This is a genomic window from Kribbella sp. VKM Ac-2571, from assembly GCF_004362255.1.
In the GTDB taxonomy this organism is placed as follows: Bacteria; Actinomycetota; Actinomycetes; order Propionibacteriales; family Kribbellaceae; genus Kribbella; species Kribbella pratensis.
On the sequence record NZ_SNWS01000001.1, the window covers coordinates 479,220 to 497,864 of the forward strand.

The 18,645-nt window shown below is 68.9% G+C and carries 16 protein-coding genes; 9 read left to right on the forward strand and 7 right to left on the reverse strand.

The genetic code is table 11. The features are described 5' to 3' along the window. Positions 1-40: 40 nt before the first annotated feature. Positions 41-1,384, reverse strand: coding sequence for a nuclear transport factor 2 family protein (locus EV651_RS02380; protein ID WP_133781450.1), 1,344 nt, complete (start codon positions 1,382-1,384; stop codon positions 41-43). Between the two features lie 103 nt (positions 1,385-1,487). On the opposite strand from EV651_RS02380, the gene EV651_RS02385 reads away from it, so the two are divergent. Both EV651_RS02385 and EV651_RS02390 read left to right on the forward strand, forming a co-directional pair. Beyond that, positions 1,488-1,868, forward strand: coding sequence for a helix-turn-helix domain-containing protein (locus EV651_RS02385; RefSeq protein ID WP_133781452.1), 381 nt, complete (start codon positions 1,488-1,490; stop codon positions 1,866-1,868). A gap of 8 nt (positions 1,869-1,876) precedes the next feature. Beyond that, positions 1,877-2,650: an SDR family NAD(P)-dependent oxidoreductase gene (locus tag EV651_RS02390; protein WP_133781454.1), complete on the forward strand. Its 774-nt coding sequence runs from the start codon at positions 1,877-1,879 to the stop codon at positions 2,648-2,650. Position 2,651: 1 nt separating this feature from the next. On the opposite strand, the gene EV651_RS02395 is transcribed toward EV651_RS02390, so the two are convergent. Together EV651_RS02395 and EV651_RS02400 are read right to left on the reverse strand one after the other, a co-directional pair. Next, the gene (locus EV651_RS02395; protein WP_133781456.1) at positions 2,652-3,419 is read right to left on the reverse strand and encodes a DUF427 domain-containing protein; all 768 of its coding nucleotides are present in this window, start codon (positions 3,417-3,419) and stop codon (positions 2,652-2,654) included. A 73-nt stretch (positions 3,420-3,492) separates the two neighbouring features. After that, entirely contained in the window at positions 3,493-5,532 is a 2,040-nt protein-coding gene (locus EV651_RS02400; protein WP_133781457.1) for a fibronectin type III domain-containing protein, read from the reverse strand. A gap of 206 nt (positions 5,533-5,738) precedes the next feature. On the opposite strand from EV651_RS02400, the gene EV651_RS02405 reads away from it, so the two are divergent. Further along, positions 5,739-7,196 (forward strand): lysyl oxidase family protein, encoded by a 1,458-nt coding sequence (locus tag EV651_RS02405; protein WP_133781459.1) that lies wholly within the window; start codon positions 5,739-5,741, stop codon positions 7,194-7,196. A 95-nt stretch (positions 7,197-7,291) separates the two neighbouring features. Here EV651_RS02405 and EV651_RS02410 read toward each other — a convergent pair whose 3' ends face one another. Beyond that, on the reverse strand, positions 7,292-7,588 hold the full coding sequence (locus EV651_RS02410) for a N,N-dimethylformamidase beta subunit family domain-containing protein (protein ID WP_133781461.1): 297 nt from the start codon (positions 7,586-7,588) through the stop codon (positions 7,292-7,294). Between the two features lie 89 nt (positions 7,589-7,677). Between EV651_RS02410 and EV651_RS02420 the strand changes: the two genes are divergently transcribed. Then, positions 7,678-9,291: a N,N-dimethylformamidase beta subunit family domain-containing protein gene (locus tag EV651_RS02420; RefSeq protein WP_166658467.1), complete on the forward strand. Its 1,614-nt coding sequence runs from the start codon at positions 7,678-7,680 to the stop codon at positions 9,289-9,291. Between the two features lie 133 nt (positions 9,292-9,424). Here the strand turns inward: EV651_RS02420 and EV651_RS02425 are convergent, their stop codons facing one another. Beyond that, entirely contained in the window at positions 9,425-10,954 is a 1,530-nt protein-coding gene (locus EV651_RS02425; protein WP_133781465.1) for an MFS transporter, read from the reverse strand. Between the two features lie 124 nt (positions 10,955-11,078). Here EV651_RS02425 and EV651_RS02430 point away from each other — a divergent pair, with 124 nt between their 5' ends. Continuing rightward, positions 11,079-11,951, forward strand: coding sequence for a LysR substrate-binding domain-containing protein (locus EV651_RS02430; RefSeq protein ID WP_133781467.1), 873 nt, complete (start codon positions 11,079-11,081; stop codon positions 11,949-11,951). A gap of 96 nt (positions 11,952-12,047) precedes the next feature. Here the strand turns inward: EV651_RS02430 and EV651_RS02435 are convergent, their stop codons facing one another. Next, complete coding sequence (locus EV651_RS02435) at positions 12,048-12,851, reverse strand: UbiA family prenyltransferase (RefSeq protein ID WP_238156604.1); 804 nt, start codon at positions 12,849-12,851, stop codon at positions 12,048-12,050. 18 nt (positions 12,852-12,869) lie between these two features. Here EV651_RS02435 and EV651_RS02440 point away from each other — a divergent pair, with 18 nt between their 5' ends. Genes EV651_RS02440 through EV651_RS02450 form a run of 3 tightly spaced genes read left to right on the forward strand, consistent with a single transcriptional unit; the run spans position 12,870 to position 15,441 of the window. Beyond that, positions 12,870-13,916, forward strand: coding sequence for a type III polyketide synthase (locus EV651_RS02440; RefSeq protein ID WP_133781469.1), 1,047 nt, complete (start codon positions 12,870-12,872; stop codon positions 13,914-13,916). Then, on the forward strand, positions 13,916-14,428 hold the full coding sequence (locus tag EV651_RS02445) for an isoprenylcysteine carboxyl methyltransferase family protein (protein WP_133781471.1): 513 nt from the start codon (positions 13,916-13,918) through the stop codon (positions 14,426-14,428). Before EV651_RS02440 ends, EV651_RS02445 begins: the two co-directional genes overlap by 1 nt. Next, positions 14,425-15,441 (forward strand): NAD(P)/FAD-dependent oxidoreductase, encoded by a 1,017-nt coding sequence (locus tag EV651_RS02450; RefSeq protein WP_133781473.1) that lies wholly within the window; start codon positions 14,425-14,427, stop codon positions 15,439-15,441. Before EV651_RS02445 ends, EV651_RS02450 begins: the two co-directional genes overlap by 4 nt. 245 nt (positions 15,442-15,686) lie before the next feature. Here EV651_RS02450 and EV651_RS02455 read toward each other — a convergent pair whose 3' ends face one another. Beyond that, positions 15,687-17,225: a CdaR family transcriptional regulator gene (locus tag EV651_RS02455; RefSeq protein WP_133781475.1), complete on the reverse strand. Its 1,539-nt coding sequence runs from the start codon at positions 17,223-17,225 to the stop codon at positions 15,687-15,689. Positions 17,226-17,327: 102 nt separating this feature from the next. Between EV651_RS02455 and EV651_RS02460 the strand changes: the two genes are divergently transcribed. Then, entirely contained in the window at positions 17,328-18,593 is a 1,266-nt protein-coding gene (locus tag EV651_RS02460; RefSeq protein ID WP_133781477.1) for an FAD-binding oxidoreductase, read from the forward strand. The last annotated feature ends 52 nt before the right edge of the window (positions 18,594-18,645 follow it).

Sequence of the window (18,645 nt, forward strand, 5' to 3'; positions counted from 1 at the left end):
TTCGTTGCCTCCGGCCCGCGGCCCGGAAACTGACGATTGCTCAGGGCATCGACCCGTCGCTGGCGAACAGGACTTGGCGGGCGTGGTCGGTGTCGAGGTACTCGCGGACGGCGACGATCACGCCGTCCCGAACGGTGAAGACCCCTCCACAACGGTTGTCGTAGGCCTCGCCGTTTCGGGCCGTTGCCTGCGCCCTCCACTCGGCGAACACCTGCTCGCCGTCGGCGATGACGTTGACCAGCGTGATCGTGACCGGCGCACCCGGCGCGAACAGGTTGCCCGCCGCCGCGCCGAGGAACTCGTCGACCACCATGTCCCGGCCCTTCCAGTCACCGGACAGCGGCAGGTCGCCCGGATAGGTCCACACCACGTCCGGCGCGAAACTCGCCCGGATCGTCGGCAGGTCACCCGCCGCCACCGCCTCGACGTACCGGGTCACGACTGTCCTGGGATCCATGGGTGTTGCCTCCTCGTGCGACGTGGGTGTCAAGGTGAGTACGGCGTTGCCACGGATGCGACGGTGCCGCAGGTCGTCGAGGACGGCATCGGTCCGGGACCAGTCCTCGACGCGACCGAGCTCGGGGTGGAGCCGCCCGGACCCGACCAGCCGAACCAGCGTCGCCAGGTCTTCGTCGTCGCGGCCGCGAACGTAGTGGAAGTGCCGGACGCGCGCGGCTTCTGGCCCGGTGAAGAAGTCGAAGAAGTCGAGCGTCACCGGTTGCCGGCTGGCCTCGCCGAACCAGATGAGATCACCGCCCGGCATCAGCTTCGACAACGCGAGCGGCAGGCTCTCACCACCGACGGACTCGAGCACCAGATCGAACGGTCCGCGTGCGTCCGAGACGTCGTACACCAGACTCTCTGCGCCGAGTTCCAACAGCCGCTCGCCGCGGGCAGGGGATGAGACGACGGCCGTGACCGATGCACCGGCGCCGGCCGCGAGCTCGGTGACGTAGTGCCCGACGCCGCCGGCGGCGCCGGTCAGCAGGATCCGCCGGCCGATCACACTGCCCGCCGTACGCAACAGGCGCAGCGCTGTCAGCCCGGCGAGCGGAAGCGCGGCGGCCTGCTCGAACGAGATGCTGCCCGGCAGTACGGCGACCTGCGTGGCCGGTGCGGTCACGTGCTCCGCCCAGCCCGAGTGCGGTAGATGCGCGACCACGCGGGTGCCGACCGCTGGACCGGTGGGGCCGGCCTCGATCACGCGGCCGGCGATGTCCTTGCCCGGTCGCCAGCCGGCCTGCGGCGCCTCCAGTTGGAAGGTCTCACCGCGGTTGATCGAGAAGGCGGCCACCTCGATCACCATCTCGCCCGCGCCCGGCCGGACCTCGTCGACCTCGGCGATCCCGACCTTGCCGGTGTCCACCGGAACCACTGCTCTCATTGCTGCTCCACTCCTTCACCTAAACTCGACCCCGGACGACATGGACGCTACGAACAGGTCGCGGCGGGCGGAAGACAGCACTAATTACTGCTATGGGCACCTAATGGATACCGACCAGGTCAGAAGCAGGTGGGACGCCACGAAAGGCGCCTGCCCGACGCGTCAGGTGCTCGGCCGGATCGGCGACACCTGGACGATGCTGGTGATCAGCACGCTCGAGAAGGGCGGCACGCTGCGATCCGGCCAGCTCAAGTCGATCATCGAGGGCATCACCCAGAAGATGCTCACCCAGACCCTGCGCAACCTCGAGCGGGACGGCGTCGTACGGCGTGATGTTCTTCCTACTGTGCCGGTGACGGTCAGCTATACGCTGACCCCGCTCGGCCTGAGCCTGGCCGCTGCCGTCGCGACGATGCGGACCTGGGCGTACGACCACATGGACGAGATCGCCGCCGCACGCGACGAGTACGACGCCAATCGCTGAGGAGTCACGTGGAGCTGGAACTGTCCGGGAAGACCGCGGTGGTCACCGGTGCGAGCAAAGGGATCGGGCTGGCGTGCGTCGAGGCGCTCGCACGTGAGGGTGCGGTGGTAGTCGGCATCTCGCGGGACGCCGGCAACCTGGCGAAGGCGCAGGAGGAGCTCGCCGCCAGAGGCTTGAGCTTCCAGGCGGAAGCGGTCGATCTGACCGACGCCGACGCGACGCGGGCCGCTTTCGAGCGGATCGGCGTACCGGACATCCTGATCAACTGCGCGGGCGCGGCCCGCCGGACCCCTGTCGACGATCTGGACAGTACGGCGCTGCACGCCGCGATGGACGCGAAGTACTTCACGTACATGCACGCGACCGAGGCCGTCATCCGCGGGATGGCGGAACGCGGCAGCGGCGCGGTCGTGAACATCGTCGGCCAGGGCGGACGTGCCGCCAACCCGCTGCACATCGGCGGCGGTGCGGCCAACGCGGCGCTGATGCTGGCGTCGGCCGGCTATGCGAAGGCGTACGCGGGTCAGGGCGTCCGGGTGAACGTGATCAACCCCGGTATGACGCGCACCTCCCGGGTCGACGAGGGGCTGGAAGCCGCAGTACGGGCGACCGGCAAACCGAAGGACGAGTTGCTCCAGGAGATGGTCCGCGAGATCCCGATGGGCCGCGCCGGCGAGCCGCAGGAGGTCGCCGACGTCGCGATCTTCCTCGCCTCGCCCCGCGCCAGCTACGTCACCGCCTCGATCATCACCATGGACGGCGCGACCACCGCGGTCATCTGATTCACGGCTTGTTCACGTTGCCGTCGGTCGGTCGCTGTGTCGGGTTCGAGAACGGGGTGATCGGGCGCTCCTGCGGTACGTCGTCAATGGTGATGTCGACGTTCTCGTTGAAGAACGCGATGTGGCCGGCGACCGGGAGCAGGGGCGCCGTCGGGAAGTCGTAGGACCAGGCGACGTCCGGGACCGAGGGGACCGACCAGTACGCCGACGTACGGCCTTTGTACGGGCATGCGGTGACGGTGTCGGACGGGGTGAGGTGCTCCAGCTGGACGGAGGTTTTCGGGAAGTAGTAGCGCGGCGGCAGCCCGGTCTCGAAGACGATGACGGTCGCGGTGGAGTCGGCGAGAAGTTGGCCGGCGGCGCTGACCGTGATGTGGCGGGTGGACTTGATCGCGTCGACGCGGGAGTACGGGTTGCGCGGGTGTACGAAGACCTCCTCGTCCTCCTCGAACCACCTGTCCAGCGCGTCCCACTGGAACCGCACACGGTCCTTCGCGACGCCGTCGTCGTACACCCACGCCTTGCCGGTGCCCGCGGTGTGCACTCGCGCGACACCGTGCGCGAACTCCTTGGTCTCGCCGGTGTCCGTCAGCAGTCCGTCGGCGACGTCCGCGAGCGGGACGTAGTACTGCGGGTACGGCGGGAACTCCCAGAGGTAGATCGCGTCCGTCGTGTCGAGGACGACGCGGTCGTCGAGCATCGCGCGGATCCGCCGCGGGACCGGGGCAGTTCCACCGGGCGGGACCAGGGGTTCGGGGTAGGCGCTCATGGTTCCAGTAAAGCGCGGGGCCGGCCCTGGTGGTGCCGGCCCCGCAGTCTTCTCGACCGGATCGCCGGCTGGATCAGACGGTGATCCAGTCGATGTCGGCGATGTAGCCGCTCGGGTTGCTGACCTTGATCGAGTTCGATCCGGCGGTCAGCTTCATCGGGAGATAGGTGACCTGCGGCGTACCCCAGTCGTTGTCGCCGAGGCCGTGGTAGTTCACCCAGTAACTGGCCGAGTATCCGTTGGAACCGTTGACCGTCAGCATGCTCTGCCGGCTGCTGTCCCCGTCCGTGTAGGCGATCTTCACCAGATACGTGCCCGTCGCCGGCACGGTGATGTCGTTGAGCGTCACCGTCGACGAGTAACCGATGTTGCCGATCTTCGAGCCGCCCGAGCAGAGCGTGCATCCGGAGACACTCGCGTCGCCGGTCAGTGTGCTCGTCGGCGCCTCGGCCTCGTAGCGCACCGGCCCGCCGGACTTCGAGGTGTACATGGTGATTCCGGCGCTCGCGTCCGACGTACGGCCGGACTTCACGCCCTTCACCGTGAAGGTGTACTGCGTCTGGGGCTGCAGCCCGCCCACCACGCTGCTCGGTGTCGTGCTCGTCGCAACCTGCTTGCCGTTGGCAAACACCTGGTACGACGTCGCGCCCGCACTCGGCCGCCAGTTCAGGGAAACCGACGTACGGCTGACGTCCGTCGCGGTCAGGTCGGCCGGGATGCTCACCGGCACGTACTGGTCAGGCGTGATCTTGTACAGCTTCGACCCGTGCGCGGGCAGTTGGGCGCTGACCGAGCCGGAGACGTTGCGGGTGTTCTGGTTCGCCCAGATGTCGCGGACCGTGGCCTTCCTGCCGATGCCGAGCTCGTCGAAGTTGCCGGTCACCGTGGCAGGGGCGTCGGCCAGGTTGAACAGTGCGACCGTCGTACTGCCGTCCGCGTTCTGTGCGTACCAGACCTGCTGCAGCTGGTCCTGGTTCAGCGGACGCGCCGGGTTGCCGGACTGGTTGATCGCGATGACCTCGCGGTTCGTCAGCAGCTTCAGGCCGTACGCGTCCAGCTTGGTGAGGTCGTCGCCCGCGAACAGCGGCGCGGAATTGATCGCCCAGAACGTCATGTAGGACTGGCGTTCCACGTCCGTCAGGCCGTCCATCGCACCGACGCCGACGTTGATCGCGTCCAGATTGTTCCAGTGCCCCGGCCCGGCGTCGTCGATCCACTGCGCGACGTCCCACCAACGTTGCTTCACCGAGCTGTCCCACTTGACGATCGTGTCGCAGTAGCACTCGACGTCGGTGTCGATCCGCCAGCCGTTCGAGTTCTGCTTCCACACGTCGGCGTACCGGTGGCTGAGCGACCACGACAGCGTGTACATCATCGGCCGGCCGGCGTTCTGCACCGCGCGCCACCAGGCCTCGACGTCCTCGGTGTTGTTGTGGTTCGGGTCGTCCGGCGCACCCTTCCAGGAGCCGGGGCCGACGCCGTCCATCTTGATGAAGTCGACGCCCCAGTTGGCGAAGAGCCGCGCTATCGAGTCGGCGTACTTCTGCGCGCACGGACTCGCGTAGTTGATCTTGTACGCCGCGTCCCAGCCGTTGGTCTTGCGCAGGTCCGGGTACACGATGTCGCGCGTGAAGCACCCGGGCGCGTCGTAGATCGGGGTGTTGCCGTCGCGGTAGACATCCGTGCCGAGCCCTACGACGGTGTAGATGCCGAACTTCAGACCGAGCTTGTGGATGTCGTCGCCGACCGCCTTCATGCCGCGCGGGAACCGCTTCAGGTTGGCGACCGGGCGGCCGTACTCGTCACCGCCGTCCTGCCAGCCGGCGTCGACGTTGATGTACTCGTAGCCGTACGGCTTGAGCTTCGCGGCCAGGGCGTTCGCCTGGGTGAGGATGTTCTTCTCGCTGATGAAGCTGCCGGGGCCGTCGGGATTGACGCCCGGATAGTTCGTCGACTGCAGACTCCAGCTGCTCCAGCCCATGTACGGCTTGGCAGCGATCTGCGGATAGGCGGGTTTCTGGTCTTGGACTGCATCGGCTGGGGCGGTCACGGCTGCTGTCGACACCAGGGCGAGGGCAGCCAGGACGAGCGTCGTACGGCGTCTCAAGGACATGAAAACGTCCTCCGGGGGAGGAGTGAGCGGACGTCGTCGAGCCTAGGTCGGCTTAATTTACGCAGTCAAGTATTGAGGTCCTGTTACTTCGTGTGACAGGACTGCCATGGAACCTTGATCAACTTCGCTCCGCGGCCGGGTCGTCGTACCAGCAACGGGCCGGCTCGTGAGGATGCCGGCTGAAGGCAGGAGGGGGTTCCGTCATCGTGAACACAAGGAAACTCGGCCGGACGGCGGTCGCCGCGGCCGGGGCGGCCGGTCTGGTCGCACTCGCAGCGGCCGGGGCGTCGGCGGCGTCATCGGCCGCTCCGCCGCCGGTGAAGTTGGTTGCCGGAGGCACCGAGGTGACGCTGGAGAGCGTCGAGGACTACGGCGTCGACCTGGATCTCGGTACGCACCTGGTGGCCGGCAACGCGCCGATCGAGGTCCGCGCCACGCGGGCGTCGTACAGCTCGCCGGTGGTCGCGACGCAGTACGTCCACGGCAAGCCGGTCCGCAAGTTGCCGAAAGGGCTCGTCACGGACTTCTCCGGACTGGGGAAGTTCCTGCACATCACGCTGACCGACGCCGCGGGCAAGAAGGTGCTCGACAGGGACCAGGCGGTCTGCCTGAACGGCGACGGGTCGCGGACCCGTCCGGATGCGCCGGCAACCTCGCCGTACCCGGACGGCTGTACGGCGAATCCGTTCACCCAGGGCGCGGTCTGGGGACTGCAGACCGGGTGGTCGGCGCGGACGTACGGCGACGGGCAGCCGGTGCGGCTTGCCGTCGGCAAGTACAAGGCGACGGTGACCGTGAACAAGGCGTACCGGGACTTCTTCAAGATCCCCGCGAAGGATTCGTCGGTGAAGTTGAACGTCACGGTGCGGAAGTCCGACGTCTCCGGGGCTGCGAAGGTGCGCTCGGGTTCGGCGGCGCCGAAGCCTAACGCGGCGCGTCCGGTCGGTAAGGCGAGCGTGCCGAAGGGCCCGAAGCCGGACCTGCGGCCAGTGCCTGCGTGGGGCATCGTGGCCGCGCCGGGCGACGAAGGTACGCCGGACGCGAACAAGGACTTCCTGCAGTTCTCGGCGACCGTGTGGAATGCAGGCCCGTCGCCGCTGGTGCTCGACGGGTTCCGGCGACAGGGCAAGGACCTGATGGACGCGTACCAGTACTTCTACAACGCGCAGGGCAAGCAGGTCGGGTACCAGACCACCGGGACGCTGGAGTGGGACGGCCGGGACGGCCACAACCACTGGCACTTCACCGACTTCGCCCGCTACAGCCTGCTGAACGCCAAGCAGACCGAGGTGGTGCGCAGCCAGAAGGAGGCGTTCTGCCTGGCCGCGACGGACTCCATCGACTACACGGTGAAGAACGCGAACTGGCACCCGGACAACACCGACCTGCACACCGCGTGCGGCGACCACGGCTCGCTGTCGGTGCGTGAGGTCCTCGACGTCGGCTCCGGCGACACCTACGAGCAGACACTGCCGGGTCAGTCCTTCGACATCACGAACCTGGCGAACGGCACGTACTACGTCCAGGTCACTGCCAACCCGGAGAACCGCCTGTTCGAGTCCAGCACGAAGAACAACGTCGCCCTCCGCAAGGTGATCCTCGGCGGCACCAAGCACCACCGCACCGTCAAGGTGCCCCCGGTCGGCGTCATCAAATCTCCCTGATGCCGCCCAGCCGGCCCGCCCGCCGGCACTCGCGCCCCCGGCCCGATCCAGCCGGGGGCGCGAGCCCTTCTCAGTTTGTTCCAAGCAGACCCCACCTATCTGTCGAACACTCCAGCCCCGGACGGCGCACTGCAGTAGGACGCATCGGAGTACGTGCGGCGCGTCGGCCCGCACGTCGTCGGCGAGTGCGCCACCACCTGCAGGTTCGCCGGAGTCCCTGGGGTCGGGTAGGCGCGGTCGGCCTCGTCGCCGATCAGTCCGGGGTACGACGTACCCGCCCGCGCGCCGGCGGCGGTAATGTTCGGGCGGACGGTGACGTTGAAGGTGTTCCGTTCGCTCAAGGACCGTTGGGTCGCGCGCATCCGGCGCGCGGCGACTTCGCGCAGCTCCATGAGTCGCCGTTGACAACCAGCGGCACCGGCGGTCCGGTCGGCGAGCTGCTCAGACCGGCCGACCTGCGTTCCAAGGCGTAAAGGGGATCATGAGTCACTTACGTCGGGGATTGGTGGCCGGCCTGACGGTGCTGACGGCGCTGGTGCTGGCACCCGGCTGCAGGTCGACTGCGCCTCCGGCGCCGACGTCCGGTGCGAGCCCGACCGCGACATCATCGTCCGCCACGTCCGGCCCGTCCGCCACGCCCGGCCCGTCCGCCACGCCCGGCCCGGCCCGCGCGTCCGGTGCGAGCGTCGCGGCGGAGAACGCGAAGCACGGGACGACGGCCTGGCGGATCGACACCCGACGGATCGCAGGGCCGCTCGAGCTCGCCGGGTACGCCGATCACGTCAGTGTCCGCAGCGGGCAGTCGTTCCGCCTGTTCGTGACGTCGACCGCAGGCGCTTTCACCGTACGATCCTTCCGCATCGGCTGGTACGGCGGGACCGGCGGGCGGCTGGTGTGGACGTCGGCGAGCGTTCCGGGTCGCGCGCAACCCGCACCTACCGTACGGCCGTCCGACCATCTCGTCACCACCACGTGGCAGCCCTCGATGACCGTACCGACGACGGGCTGGCCGGCCGGTGCGTATCTGTTGCTGCTGACCGCGGCGAACGGCAAGCAGAAGTACGTCCCGATCACGGTCCGCTCCGATTCGACGCGGGGCGCGGTTGTGGTCGTCAACGCCGTGAACACGTACGAGGCCTACAACCAGTGGGGTGGCTACTCGCTCTACAGCGGTCCCGACAACTCGTTCGCCTCGCGCGCGCATCGGGTCAGCTTCGACCGGCCGTACGAGGGCAACGGCGCGAAGACACTCGTGCAGTCCGAGTTGCCGTTGATCCAGTTGGCCGAGCAGAGCGGCGTACGGCTCGCGTATCTGACCAGCGTCGACCTGGCCACCGACCCGAGCGCACTGGCGAGCGCGCGGGGGATGGTGTCGCTCGGGCATGACGAGTACTGGACCGTCGCGATGCGCGCCGCCGTCACCAAAGCCCGGGACGCCGGGACGAACCTCGCGTTCCTGGGCGCGAACGCCGTGTACTGGCGAGTGCGGTACGAGGACGGCGGCCGGGTGCTGGTCGGGTACAAGGACGCGACCCTCGATCCGCTGCGGAACCGTCCGGACACCACCGCGAAGTGGCGGAGCAAGCCGGACCCGCGCCCGGAGAACTCACTGACCGGCATGCTCTACGAATGCTTCCCGGCGGTCGGGTCGTTCACCGTCCGCGATCCGAGCTTCTTCCTGTACGCCGGGACCGGTGCGGCCAAGGGATCGACGTACCCAGGTCTCACAGCCACCGAGGTCGACCGCGCCTACCCGATCACGGGAACGCCACCGAACCTCCAGGTAGTGGCGCATTCCCCGGTGTCCTGCGGCCCGTCGATCCACACGTTCTCGGACGCCACCTACTACACGGCGCCGTCGGGCGCCGGCGTCTTCGACATCGGCTCGATGAACTGGGTCCCTTCCCTGCACGGCCCGAACTCCAAACACGCCCTGACCACCCGAGAGGTCACCTTCGCCCGCACCGTGACCCTGAACCTCATTCGCGCCATGTCCACCGGTCCCCTGGCGCGCACGCACCCCGCACAGGGAGACCTGCGAACGCTCGGCGCCTCGGCGTCCATGTCCACCGGCTCCGGCGGATCCGTCGGCTGACGCACGGCCCGCCGCGCTGGGGCGCTGGGCCGTGCGCCAACCACGCGCCAGGACGAGAAGTGGTTGGTGAAAGCCCAAAGAGCCCGGGCAGGGCCGAGGTGTGGAAGGCAGCCGCTCGGCCCTGCCGCGGGAGTCAGTGGTGTTGTGGGCGGCGGGCGGCGCGCGCCGGGCGAACGTGGGAGTCCAACCGGGCATGCTGCCTGCGGCCGAGGACGAACGGACGCGACGTGCGGCTGCGGATCGGGGTGCTCTTCGGGGCCGACAGCTGGATCTCGGCCGGCTGGAGGTTCACGCGAATCGGGACCTGGTGCCACGGGGAGCGGGTCCGGACCAGTACGAGCCGGAGTTGGCCGTCGCGCCGCAGTCGTAGGCCGATCGCGACCGTCGCCACCGCGGGGACCAGACCTGCGAGCATCAGCGCCGAGCGGGCGCCGAAGTGCTGGGCCAGGAACCCGACCAGCGGCCCGCCGATCGCGCCGCCCCCGATGAAGACCAGGTTGTAGATCCCGGACACCCGGCCGCGCAGGCCGTCCGGCGTGGTCAGCTGGACCATCGACTGGGCCGCGGTCAGGAACATCAGCGTCGCCATTCCCATCGACGCCAGCACCGGGATGAACGTCCACAGCGAGGGCTGGATCGCGGCCAGTACTTCGGTGATCGTGAGCAGGCACGCGATACCGATCAGGTTCCGCAGGCGGGTCGGCCGGACGCGGCGGGCCGAGAGCAGGGCGCCTGCCAGGGCCCCGAACGCGACGACCGAGTTCAGTACGCCGTACCCCGAAGCGCCGGTGTGGAAGACCCGGTCGGCGAAGGCGGTCAGCGTCACCGGCAGGCTGATGCAGAACATCCCGTAGATGCCGACCAGCGCGATCGCCCAGCGCACGGCCGGCTCGTGGAACGCGTACCGGACGCCGTCGCGCAGCCCGTCGCGGATCCGCATCCCGGCGCTCGCCTTGCGGGCCGCGTGGAACCCAGGCATCTCGCTCTCGCGCATCCGCAGCAGCGCGCTGATCGACGCGAAGAACGTCAGCCCGTTGAGCGCGAACGCCCAGCCCGCGCCGATCGTGCCGAGCAGCACACCGCCGAGCGCGGGGCCGATCAGGCTGCCGAGCTGGAACGTCGACGACACCATGCTGATCGCGTTCCGGACCGTGTCGCGCGGGACGAGTTCGGTGACGAACGACTGCCGGGTCGGGTTGTCGACCGCGGTCGCGAGACCGAGGACGAAGGCCATCGTGTAGACGTGCCAGACCTGGACCTGACCGGTGAAGGCGGTCAGCGCCAGGACGCCGGCGCAGGTGCCCATCGTGATCTGCGTGACCAGCAGGATCTTCCGCTTCGGGAACCGGTCCGCGATCACCCCGCCGAACAGACCGAGCACGAGGGTGGGGAGGAACTGCAGCGCGGTCGTGATGCCGACCGCGGTGGCGCTGCCGGTGAGCGTGAGCACCAGCCAGTCCTGGGCGATGCGCTGGATCCAGCCGCCGGTCGAGCTGACCAGCAGTCCGCTGACCAGGAGGCGGAAGTTGCGGACCCGCAGTGCGCTGAAGGTGTCCTTGAAGCCGGGCCGGCGCGCTTGCGTCTCCCGGAGCTTGGCGGAGTCGGTGGTGCGGTGGAGATGGAAGTCGGTGGACGGGACAGTACCGGTGGCCCGGGAGGTCAAGAGCAATCCCTACACGAGTGGACTTGTCAGGGGAGGACATCACCATCCTCAGCGTTGGGTGCTGGATTCCTCCAGCGAATTACTCCTATTAGTCTTATTGCGTCACGTTATGGGAAGGATATCGATGTACGACCCCGACCAACTGCGGACGTTCCTCGCCGTCGCCCAGTCGCTCAGCTTTACCCAGGCGGCCGAGCGGCTGGGCATCCGGCAGCCGACGGTGAGTCAACATGTCCGCAAACTCGAGACGGCCGTCGGACGGCCGCTGTTCGTCCGTGACACGCGCACTGTCACGCTGACCGCGGACGGCGAGGCGATGGCCGGGTTCGCCCGGACCATCCTGGCCGCCCACGAGGAGGCCGCCGGGTACTTCACCGGCTCGGAGCTGCGCGGCCGGCTGCGGTTCGGCGTGACCGACGACCTGGCGCTCACGCCGCTGCCGAAGATCCTGCGCGACTTCCGCCAGCTGTACCCGCGGATCGACCTGGAACTGACCGTTGCCCAGAGCCCAAATCTGCTCCGCCGGGTCGAGTCCGGCCACCTGGACCTGGCCTACGTCAAGCACGGCGCCGGCGGCGGCTACGAGCCGAACGGCCGGCTGGTACGACGGGACCCGATGGTCTGGGCCGGGATCGCCGGGACCCGGATCGCGCCCGACGTGCCGGTCCCGCTGGTCGCGTACCAGGCGCCGTCGCTGAGCCGGTCGCTCGGCGTGCAGTCGCTCGAGCAGGCCGGTCGCACCTGCCGGATCACGTGCATCGTCCGCGGCGTCAACGGCGTACTCGCCGCCGTCCGCGCCGGCCTCGGGATCGCGATCTTCGCCCGCTCCCTGATGCCCGCCGACCTGGTCGAGCCACCCCCGAGCGCCGGCCTGCCCGAACTCCCCTCCATCGACCTGGTCCTGATCACCAACCCCCGCGCCGCGAAAGAACCCGCCGAAGCCCTCACCGCCGCCATCCTCGGCAGCAACGCCCCACTGAAGCCGGACGCGGCTTAGGGGCGGATCTCCACGCCATCACAATTGCCCGCGGCGGACGGCCCCGAGCGTGGCGCGCGACCCGCGGCGCCGATTGTGATGGCCCGGAGATCCGGCCTACGTCAGCGCGTCGCCGCGGAGGACGAGGGAGATGATGCTGACCGCGGCGATGGCGATCGTGACAAGGAAGGGGGCGTTGCGCCACAGGAGGATCGTGGTCAGGAGGGCGGCGACGACTGCGAGGGCGGTCCAGCCGATGATGCCGATCGCTCCGGACGGCGCGATGACCAGGAGACCGGTTGCGGTCGCCAACGGCAGCGGTGCGACGAGGCGGGCGTAGCGGCCGAGGCGTTGCGGCCAGCCGCGGACGCCGGTGGCCAGGTCGTCGGCGAGGTCGGGTACGACGTTTGCCAGATGGGCACCGATCCCCAGGAGGGCACCCGCCGCCGTCGCCCACCACGGAGCCCAGACCTGCGCGGTGCCGAGTGTCACGAACGAGGGCAGTCCGCCGAACGCGACGGCGTACGGGAGCCAGGAGATCACGGTCGACTTGAGGCCCAGGTTGTACGCCCAGGCGCAGGCGACGAACAGCAGGTGCATCAACCCGGACGCGAAACCGTTGGCGAGGGAGACGGGAACCGTGACGACCAGCATCACGCCCGCGGCGATCGCGAGCGTCCGGCGACTCACCAGTCCACGCACCACTGGCTTGTCCCGGCGGTTCACAATGGTGTCGCGGGCGGCATCTATCGCGTCATTGCTCCAGCCGATCGAGAGGTGGCCGGTGAGGATCGTTGCTGCGACGAGGAGACACCCGGCCGGACTTCGCCCGGCCGACCACGCGACAGCCGTGACCAGAGCGGTCACGGCGACAGTAGGCCCGGGGTGGCAGGCGAGAGCCAGACCTTTCACGGTCTTCACCGACGTAACGATGCCACGATGACGCGGATCGCAGCGGTCCGGCCCGCGCTCCCGCCGTACCGGTATCCGCAGTCCGAGCTCACGGCCGCGTTCGAGTCGATCTGTCTCCCGGACGGCCGCGGTACGGCGTTGCTCCGCCGGCTGCACGCGAACGCGGGAGTCTCGTACCGGCAGCTCGCGCTACCGCTGGAGCGGTACGCCGTACTCAAGGACTTCGGCGAGGCGAACGACGCGTGGATCGCGGCGGCCGTCGACCTCGGAGCCGAGGCGGTCGCGGGCGCGGTGAAGGACGCGGGGCTGACGCTCGACGATGTCGACGTACTGATGTTCACAACGGTGACCGGGGTCGCGGCGCCGTCGATCGATGCGCGGGTCGCGATGCGGCTCGGGATGCGGGAGGACGTGAAGCGGCTGCCGCTGTTCGGGCTGGGGTGTGTCGGGGGAGCGGCGGGGATCGCGCGGCTGCACGACTACCTGAAGGCGTGGCCGAAGCATGTCGCCGTACTGCTGTCGGTGGAGTTGTGTTCGTTGACGTTGCAGCGGGACGACTCGTCGTTGCCGAACCTGGTGGGCGGCGCGTTGTTCGGGGACGGCGCGGCGGCTGTGGTGCTGACAGGGTCGGAACATCCGGCGGCGTCGGGACCGTCCGTGGTGGCGACGCGTTCGCGGCTCTACCCGGACTCGGAGCGGGTGATGGGGTGGGATGTCGGGTCGGGCGGGTTCCGGATCGTGCTCGGGGCCGACGTACCCGAGGTGGTGCGTCAGTACCTGGGTGACGACGTCCGCGGGTTCCTCGGGGAGCATGGGCTGACTGTTCCGGACATCGGGACGTGGGTGAGTCATCCGGGCGGGCCGAAGGTGCTGGAGGCGGTGGCGGAGACGTTGTCGTTGCGGCCGGGCGCGCTGGAGCTGACGTGGAAATCGCTCGATGCGGTCGGCAACCTGTCGTCATCTTCGGTGCTGCACGTGCTCGGTGACACCATGAGGCTGGATCCTGCAGGTCCTGGGTTGTTGCTGGCGATGGGTCCTGGTTTCTGTTCCGAGCTCGTGCTGATGGAGTGGTGATGTACGGCTGGTATCTGGGGTTGGTGCTGCTCGTCGCTGCTGAGCGGGTGGCCGAGCTGGTCGTGTCGCTGCGCAACGCGAAGTGGAGTTTCGCGCAGGGCGGCGTGGAGTCAGGGCGGGGCCATTACCCGTTCATGGTCGCGCTGCACACGTTGTTGCTGGCGGCGTGCATGGTGGAGGCGTTGCACCGGCCGTTCGTTCCGTGGCTCGGGTGGACGATGTTCGTGGTCGTGCTGCTCGCGCAGGGGCTGCGCTGGTGGTGCATCACGGTGCTCGGCCATCAGTGGAACACGCGGGTGATCGTCGTACCGGGTCTCCGGCTGGTTGCACGTGGCCCCTACCGCTGGATCCGGCACCCGAACTATGTGGCGGTTGTGGCGGAGGGGATCGCCTTGCCGCTGGTGCACACGGCGTGGGTGACTGCGGTCGTGTTCACGTTGCTGAACATTCCGCTGCTGGCCGTCCGCATCCGCGCCGAGGAGGCCGCGTTGAAGTCCGCGCTGGTGACGTGATCGATCTTCTGGTGGCCGGCTGCGGTCCAGCGGGTGCTGCCACGGCGATCCGGGCAGCGTTGGCGGGCCTGTCTGTCGTGGTCGTCGAGCCGCGCTCGGCGCCGATCGACAAGGCGTGCGGTGAAGGCATCGCCCACAGTGCCGTGTTCTACCTGGAGCGGTTGGGCGTGGAACTTTCCGGTCGTCCGTTCCACGGCATTCGCTATCTCGACGGACGACACAGCGTCGACGCCCGTTTCACCGCCGGTCCGGGCCTCGGAGTACGCCGTACGACGCTGCACGCCGCGCTGATGTCCCGGCTAGCAGCGCTAGATATCCCGGTCCTTCGCGCCCGGGTCGGCCCCATCACCCAGAACACCACCTCCATCACCGCCGCCGGCGTAACCGCCCGCTACCTAGCCGCCGCCGACGGCCTCCACTCACCCATCCGCCGCCAGTTGGGTTTGTGTGGTGAGAATTCCGGTGAGGTACGTCGCGGACTCCGCCAGCACTTCGCGGTCTCGCCCTGGACCGATCTCGTCGAGGTCTACTGGTCTCGTCTGGGGGAGGCCTACGTGACTCCGATCGCCGACGATCTCGTCGGCGTCGCCGTCCTCACCTCCGCGCGCGGCACCTTCGACTCACACCTCGACGCGTTCCCTCTGCTCAAGCGCCGGTTGCATGGTGCGGTTGCGGCGAGTGCCGTGATGGGGGCGGGTCCGCTCCGCCAACGCGTCAGCGCCCGGACCGCCGGCCGGGTCCTACTCGTCGGCGACGCTGCCGGGTACGTCGACGCGCTGACCGGCGAAGGGATCGCGGTCGCGTTGCGCACGTCCGCCGAACTGGTCGACTGCGTCCGCGCCGACCGCCCGCAGGACTACGAGGCAGCTTGGCGCCGCGTCTCCTGGGAATGCCGCCTGCTCACCGCATCGTTGCTGTGGGCCCGCAATCGACCAGTCCTCGCACCGCGGATCGTTCCCGCCGCGGCCGCGCTCCCGGGTGTCTACCGCACCATCGTGAACCGGTTGTCCTAGGCAAGGTTTCTGGCAACGTCGTACGGCAACGTCGTAGGGCCCGGCGATCGCTCAGACAATCGCCGGGCCCCACAGGTGGCCCGAGCTTCCTGGTGAAAAGCTCGGACCGGCAGCCTTTCCGGCCCCCTGGTGAAGGGTCGGACCTGCTGACAAGGAAGACTCTGTCAGGCGGATGTTGCCCAACAGTTGCCGGAATGTGAAGCCTTGTTACAGAGGGCTGTGGCGTAGATCTCAGTGGCCGATTTTCAGTGCTCAGTACGGACGGCGGCGATCTGCAGCTGCAACGCCAGCCGTTCGCGCGGGTCCGACAGATCGAGGTCGGAGAGCTCCCCGATCCGTTTCATCCGGTGCCGCAACGTGTTGGTGTGCAGGTGCAGCTCCCGCGCCGCACGCTGTGGCTGCCCCGGAAAGTTAAGCCAGGCCTGCAACGTTTCCACGTACCCCGTGTCGTGCTCGATGTCGTGCCGCAGCAACGTCGCGAGCGGACCATCCATCTTGGTGGTATCAAGCGACGTGACTGCCCGATGCACCGTCAGCAAGTGCCACGCCTCTTCGACCCGCAACGCCGGCCCTGGCGCGACACCCCGCCGTACCAGACCTAGCAGCTCGACCGCCTCGGCGCGTGAGCTCGGCAGATCGGCTGGACCTCGCGCGGGACCACCGGCAGCGGCGTACGTACCCGCCGACTGTTCGAGAACGAGTTTCTGCAACCAAGTCCATGACCCTGGTCCGTCAGTGTCGGTAACAACAGCCAGCACTGTCCCGTCGAGGTCGGCCAGCTGCGGCTCGCTCCAACCGTGCCGGCGACCGGTCGACTCCCACAGGTCGAGTTGCTGCGGTACGTCGTACCCCTCGGGCGACCCGAGGGCCACAACCCGCCACGGCTGCCGCGGGAGTCGTACGTCGACCGGATTGTCCGGGGAGAACTGCCGCAGGATCGTCCGCAGCCGGTCGATCGCACTCCGCCGCGCCACGTCGGCCTGAGCCCGCAGCCGCAACAGGTGCAAGGCGAGGACAGAGGCGGCGTTGCTGAGCTCCGCCGTGACCGCGTCACTCACCGGACCGTCGACGACGGCCCAGATGGACCCCAGCCACTCACCACCAGCCCGGACGGGTACGACGAGACGCGGGCGGATGCCGTTCGGTCCGTCTGGCACCAGGAACGGCTCGCTGGATCGCGCTAGTCGTCGAAAGATGCCCCGGGCCCGGAAGTGTGCGATCACCTCGGGTGGCACCCGGCGTCCGACGATGGTCGATACACGGGTGGGGTCAGTGAAGTCCTGGCCGGAGGAGTACGCCAGCACCCTGGACTGGTTGTCCTCGATCGTCACAGGGGCGTCGACGATCGCAGCGGCGGCGTCAGCCAGTGCGAACAGCTCCTGGTGCACACCGGCGTCGCCAGCGGCGGGGGAGTCCGGTGCAGCCGCTCGGTCGAGTACACCGCGGAGCAGCCAGACCACATGCGCCCACGTCACGCTCGGCTGCAGTGCAACGAGGGTCATGGCGTCCCGTTCGGCTGCCGCCACCACGGTCGGCTGGTGCGCTAGCGCCGTACGGAGAACCACCCCTGAGGCGTTGCCGGCCGCGCAGCGCTCCACGAGCTCCACGGCGTCCTCTGCGTCGCGTAGACCGAGTCCGAGGACCAGGTCGCCCGGCTGACCCGTCGCAGGTTCCTGCGGGTCGGCCAGGAAGACGTCCCGGACCTCACGGTCGCCTTTGCCTGGGACTACGACCTCGAACAGCGCGGGACCGACGGCGACGATCAGGTCGGACGAAGAGATCATGCGCCCATTGTGCGGGTTATTGTGCGATGAGCACAGTCATTCGCCCGGGCAATGGTGTGATCGCACCATGACAGGCGCTGGCGGCGGCCCCACCATCGATACATGACCACAGCTGGTTCCACGTATCTGGTTCCCGATCGCGTCGCCGTCGTTGGCGCCGGGATGGTCGGCCTCGCCACCGCCTGGTTCCTCCAGGAGGCCGGCGTCGAGGTGACCGTGCTCGACCGTGAGGGCGTCGCCGCCGGCGCGTCCTGGGGCAACGCCGGCTGGCTGACCCCCGGCCTGGCCACCCCGCTCCCGGAACCAGCGGTCCTCAAGTACGGCGTCCGTGCGGTGCTGAGCCCTGCCTCACCGGTGTACGTTCCACCGACCGCGAGCCCGCGGCTCCTGAAGTTCCTCACCCGCTTCGCTCGCAACAGCACCGCCGGACGCTGGAAGACCGCCATGGACGCGCTGGTCCCGATCAACCGGCAGGCCCTGCCCGCGTTCGACTTCCTGGCCAAGGCCGGGGTCGAGGCACAGACCTACGAGGCCAAGTCGTTCCTGGCCGCCTACCGGACCGTCGAGGAGCGCAAGGTGCTGCTCGAGGAGATCGAGCAGATCCACGCCGCCGGCCAGGGCATCGAGTTCGAGGCGATCAGCGGTGACGACGCCCGCGAGATCGAGCCGTCGCTGTCCGACGAGATCGGTGCGGCGATCCGGCTGCACGGGCAGCGGTTCATCAACCCGGGCGAGTACGTCCAGCTGCTCGCCGACTCGGTGGTCGCCCGCGGCGGGCAGATCATCAGCGGCGTGGTCGTGAAGGACATCGTCGACGAGATCCGCGGTGTCCGGCTCGTCACCGGTGACGGCGAGACCGATCCGTTCGACGCCGTCGTGATGGCGACCGGTGCGTGGCTGGGTGACCTGGCGCGGCAGTTCGGCGTCAAGACCGTCGTACAGGCCGGTCGCGGGTACAGCTTCAGCGTGCCCATGGCGCACGTACCCGCCGGCCCGGTGTACTTCCCGGCGCAGCGGATCGCCTGCACGCCGCTGGGCGACCGGCTCCGGGTCGCCGGGATGATGGAGTTCCGCAAGCCCGAGGCGAAGCTCGACCCGCGCTGCATCGACGCGATCGTCGAGGCCGCCCGGCCGCTGCTGCGGGACGCCGACCTGGACGCCAGGACCTTCGAGTGGGTCGGGCCGCGGCCCTGCACCCCGGACGGCCTGCCGATCATCGGCGCGACCGCGTCGCCACGGGTGTTCGCCGCCGGCGGGCACGGTATGTGGGGCATCACGCTCGGCCCGATCACCGGCCAGTTGCTGGCCGAGACCATCACCACCGGCCGCACTCCGGCGGAACTGCGTCCCTTCAACCCACTCCGCTGACTCTCGGCAGGAGGGACCCCAACGACGTGGTCCCTCCCTCCCGCTGACCGTC

Bases quoted from the DNA above. Each gene is read 5' to 3' on its own strand.
- EV651_RS02380 (WP_133781450.1), bottom strand. From the start codon at position 1,384: ATGAGAGCAGTGGTTCCGGTGGACACCGGCAAGGTCGGGATCGCCGAG.
- EV651_RS02385 (WP_133781452.1), top strand. From the start codon at position 1,488: ATGGATACCGACCAGGTCAGAAGCAGGTGGGACGCCACGAAAGGCGCC.
- EV651_RS02395 (WP_133781456.1), bottom strand. From the start codon at position 3,419: ATGAGCGCCTACCCCGAACCCCTGGTCCCGCCCGGTGGAACTGCCCCG.
- EV651_RS02400 (WP_133781457.1), bottom strand. From the start codon at position 5,532: ATGTCCTTGAGACGCCGTACGACGCTCGTCCTGGCTGCCCTCGCCCTG.
- EV651_RS02410 (WP_133781461.1), bottom strand. From the start codon at position 7,588: ATGGAGCTGCGCGAAGTCGCCGCGCGCCGGATGCGCGCGACCCAACGG.
- EV651_RS02420 (WP_166658467.1), top strand. From the start codon at position 7,678: ATGAGTCACTTACGTCGGGGATTGGTGGCCGGCCTGACGGTGCTGACG.
- EV651_RS02430 (WP_133781467.1), top strand. From the start codon at position 11,079: ATGTACGACCCCGACCAACTGCGGACGTTCCTCGCCGTCGCCCAGTCG.
- EV651_RS02440 (WP_133781469.1), top strand. From the start codon at position 12,870: ATGACGCGGATCGCAGCGGTCCGGCCCGCGCTCCCGCCGTACCGGTAT.
- EV651_RS02445 (WP_133781471.1), top strand. From the start codon at position 13,916: ATGTACGGCTGGTATCTGGGGTTGGTGCTGCTCGTCGCTGCTGAGCGG.
- EV651_RS02455 (WP_133781475.1), bottom strand. From the start codon at position 17,225: ATGATCTCTTCGTCCGACCTGATCGTCGCCGTCGGTCCCGCGCTGTTC.
- EV651_RS02460 (WP_133781477.1), top strand. From the start codon at position 17,328: ATGACCACAGCTGGTTCCACGTATCTGGTTCCCGATCGCGTCGCCGTC.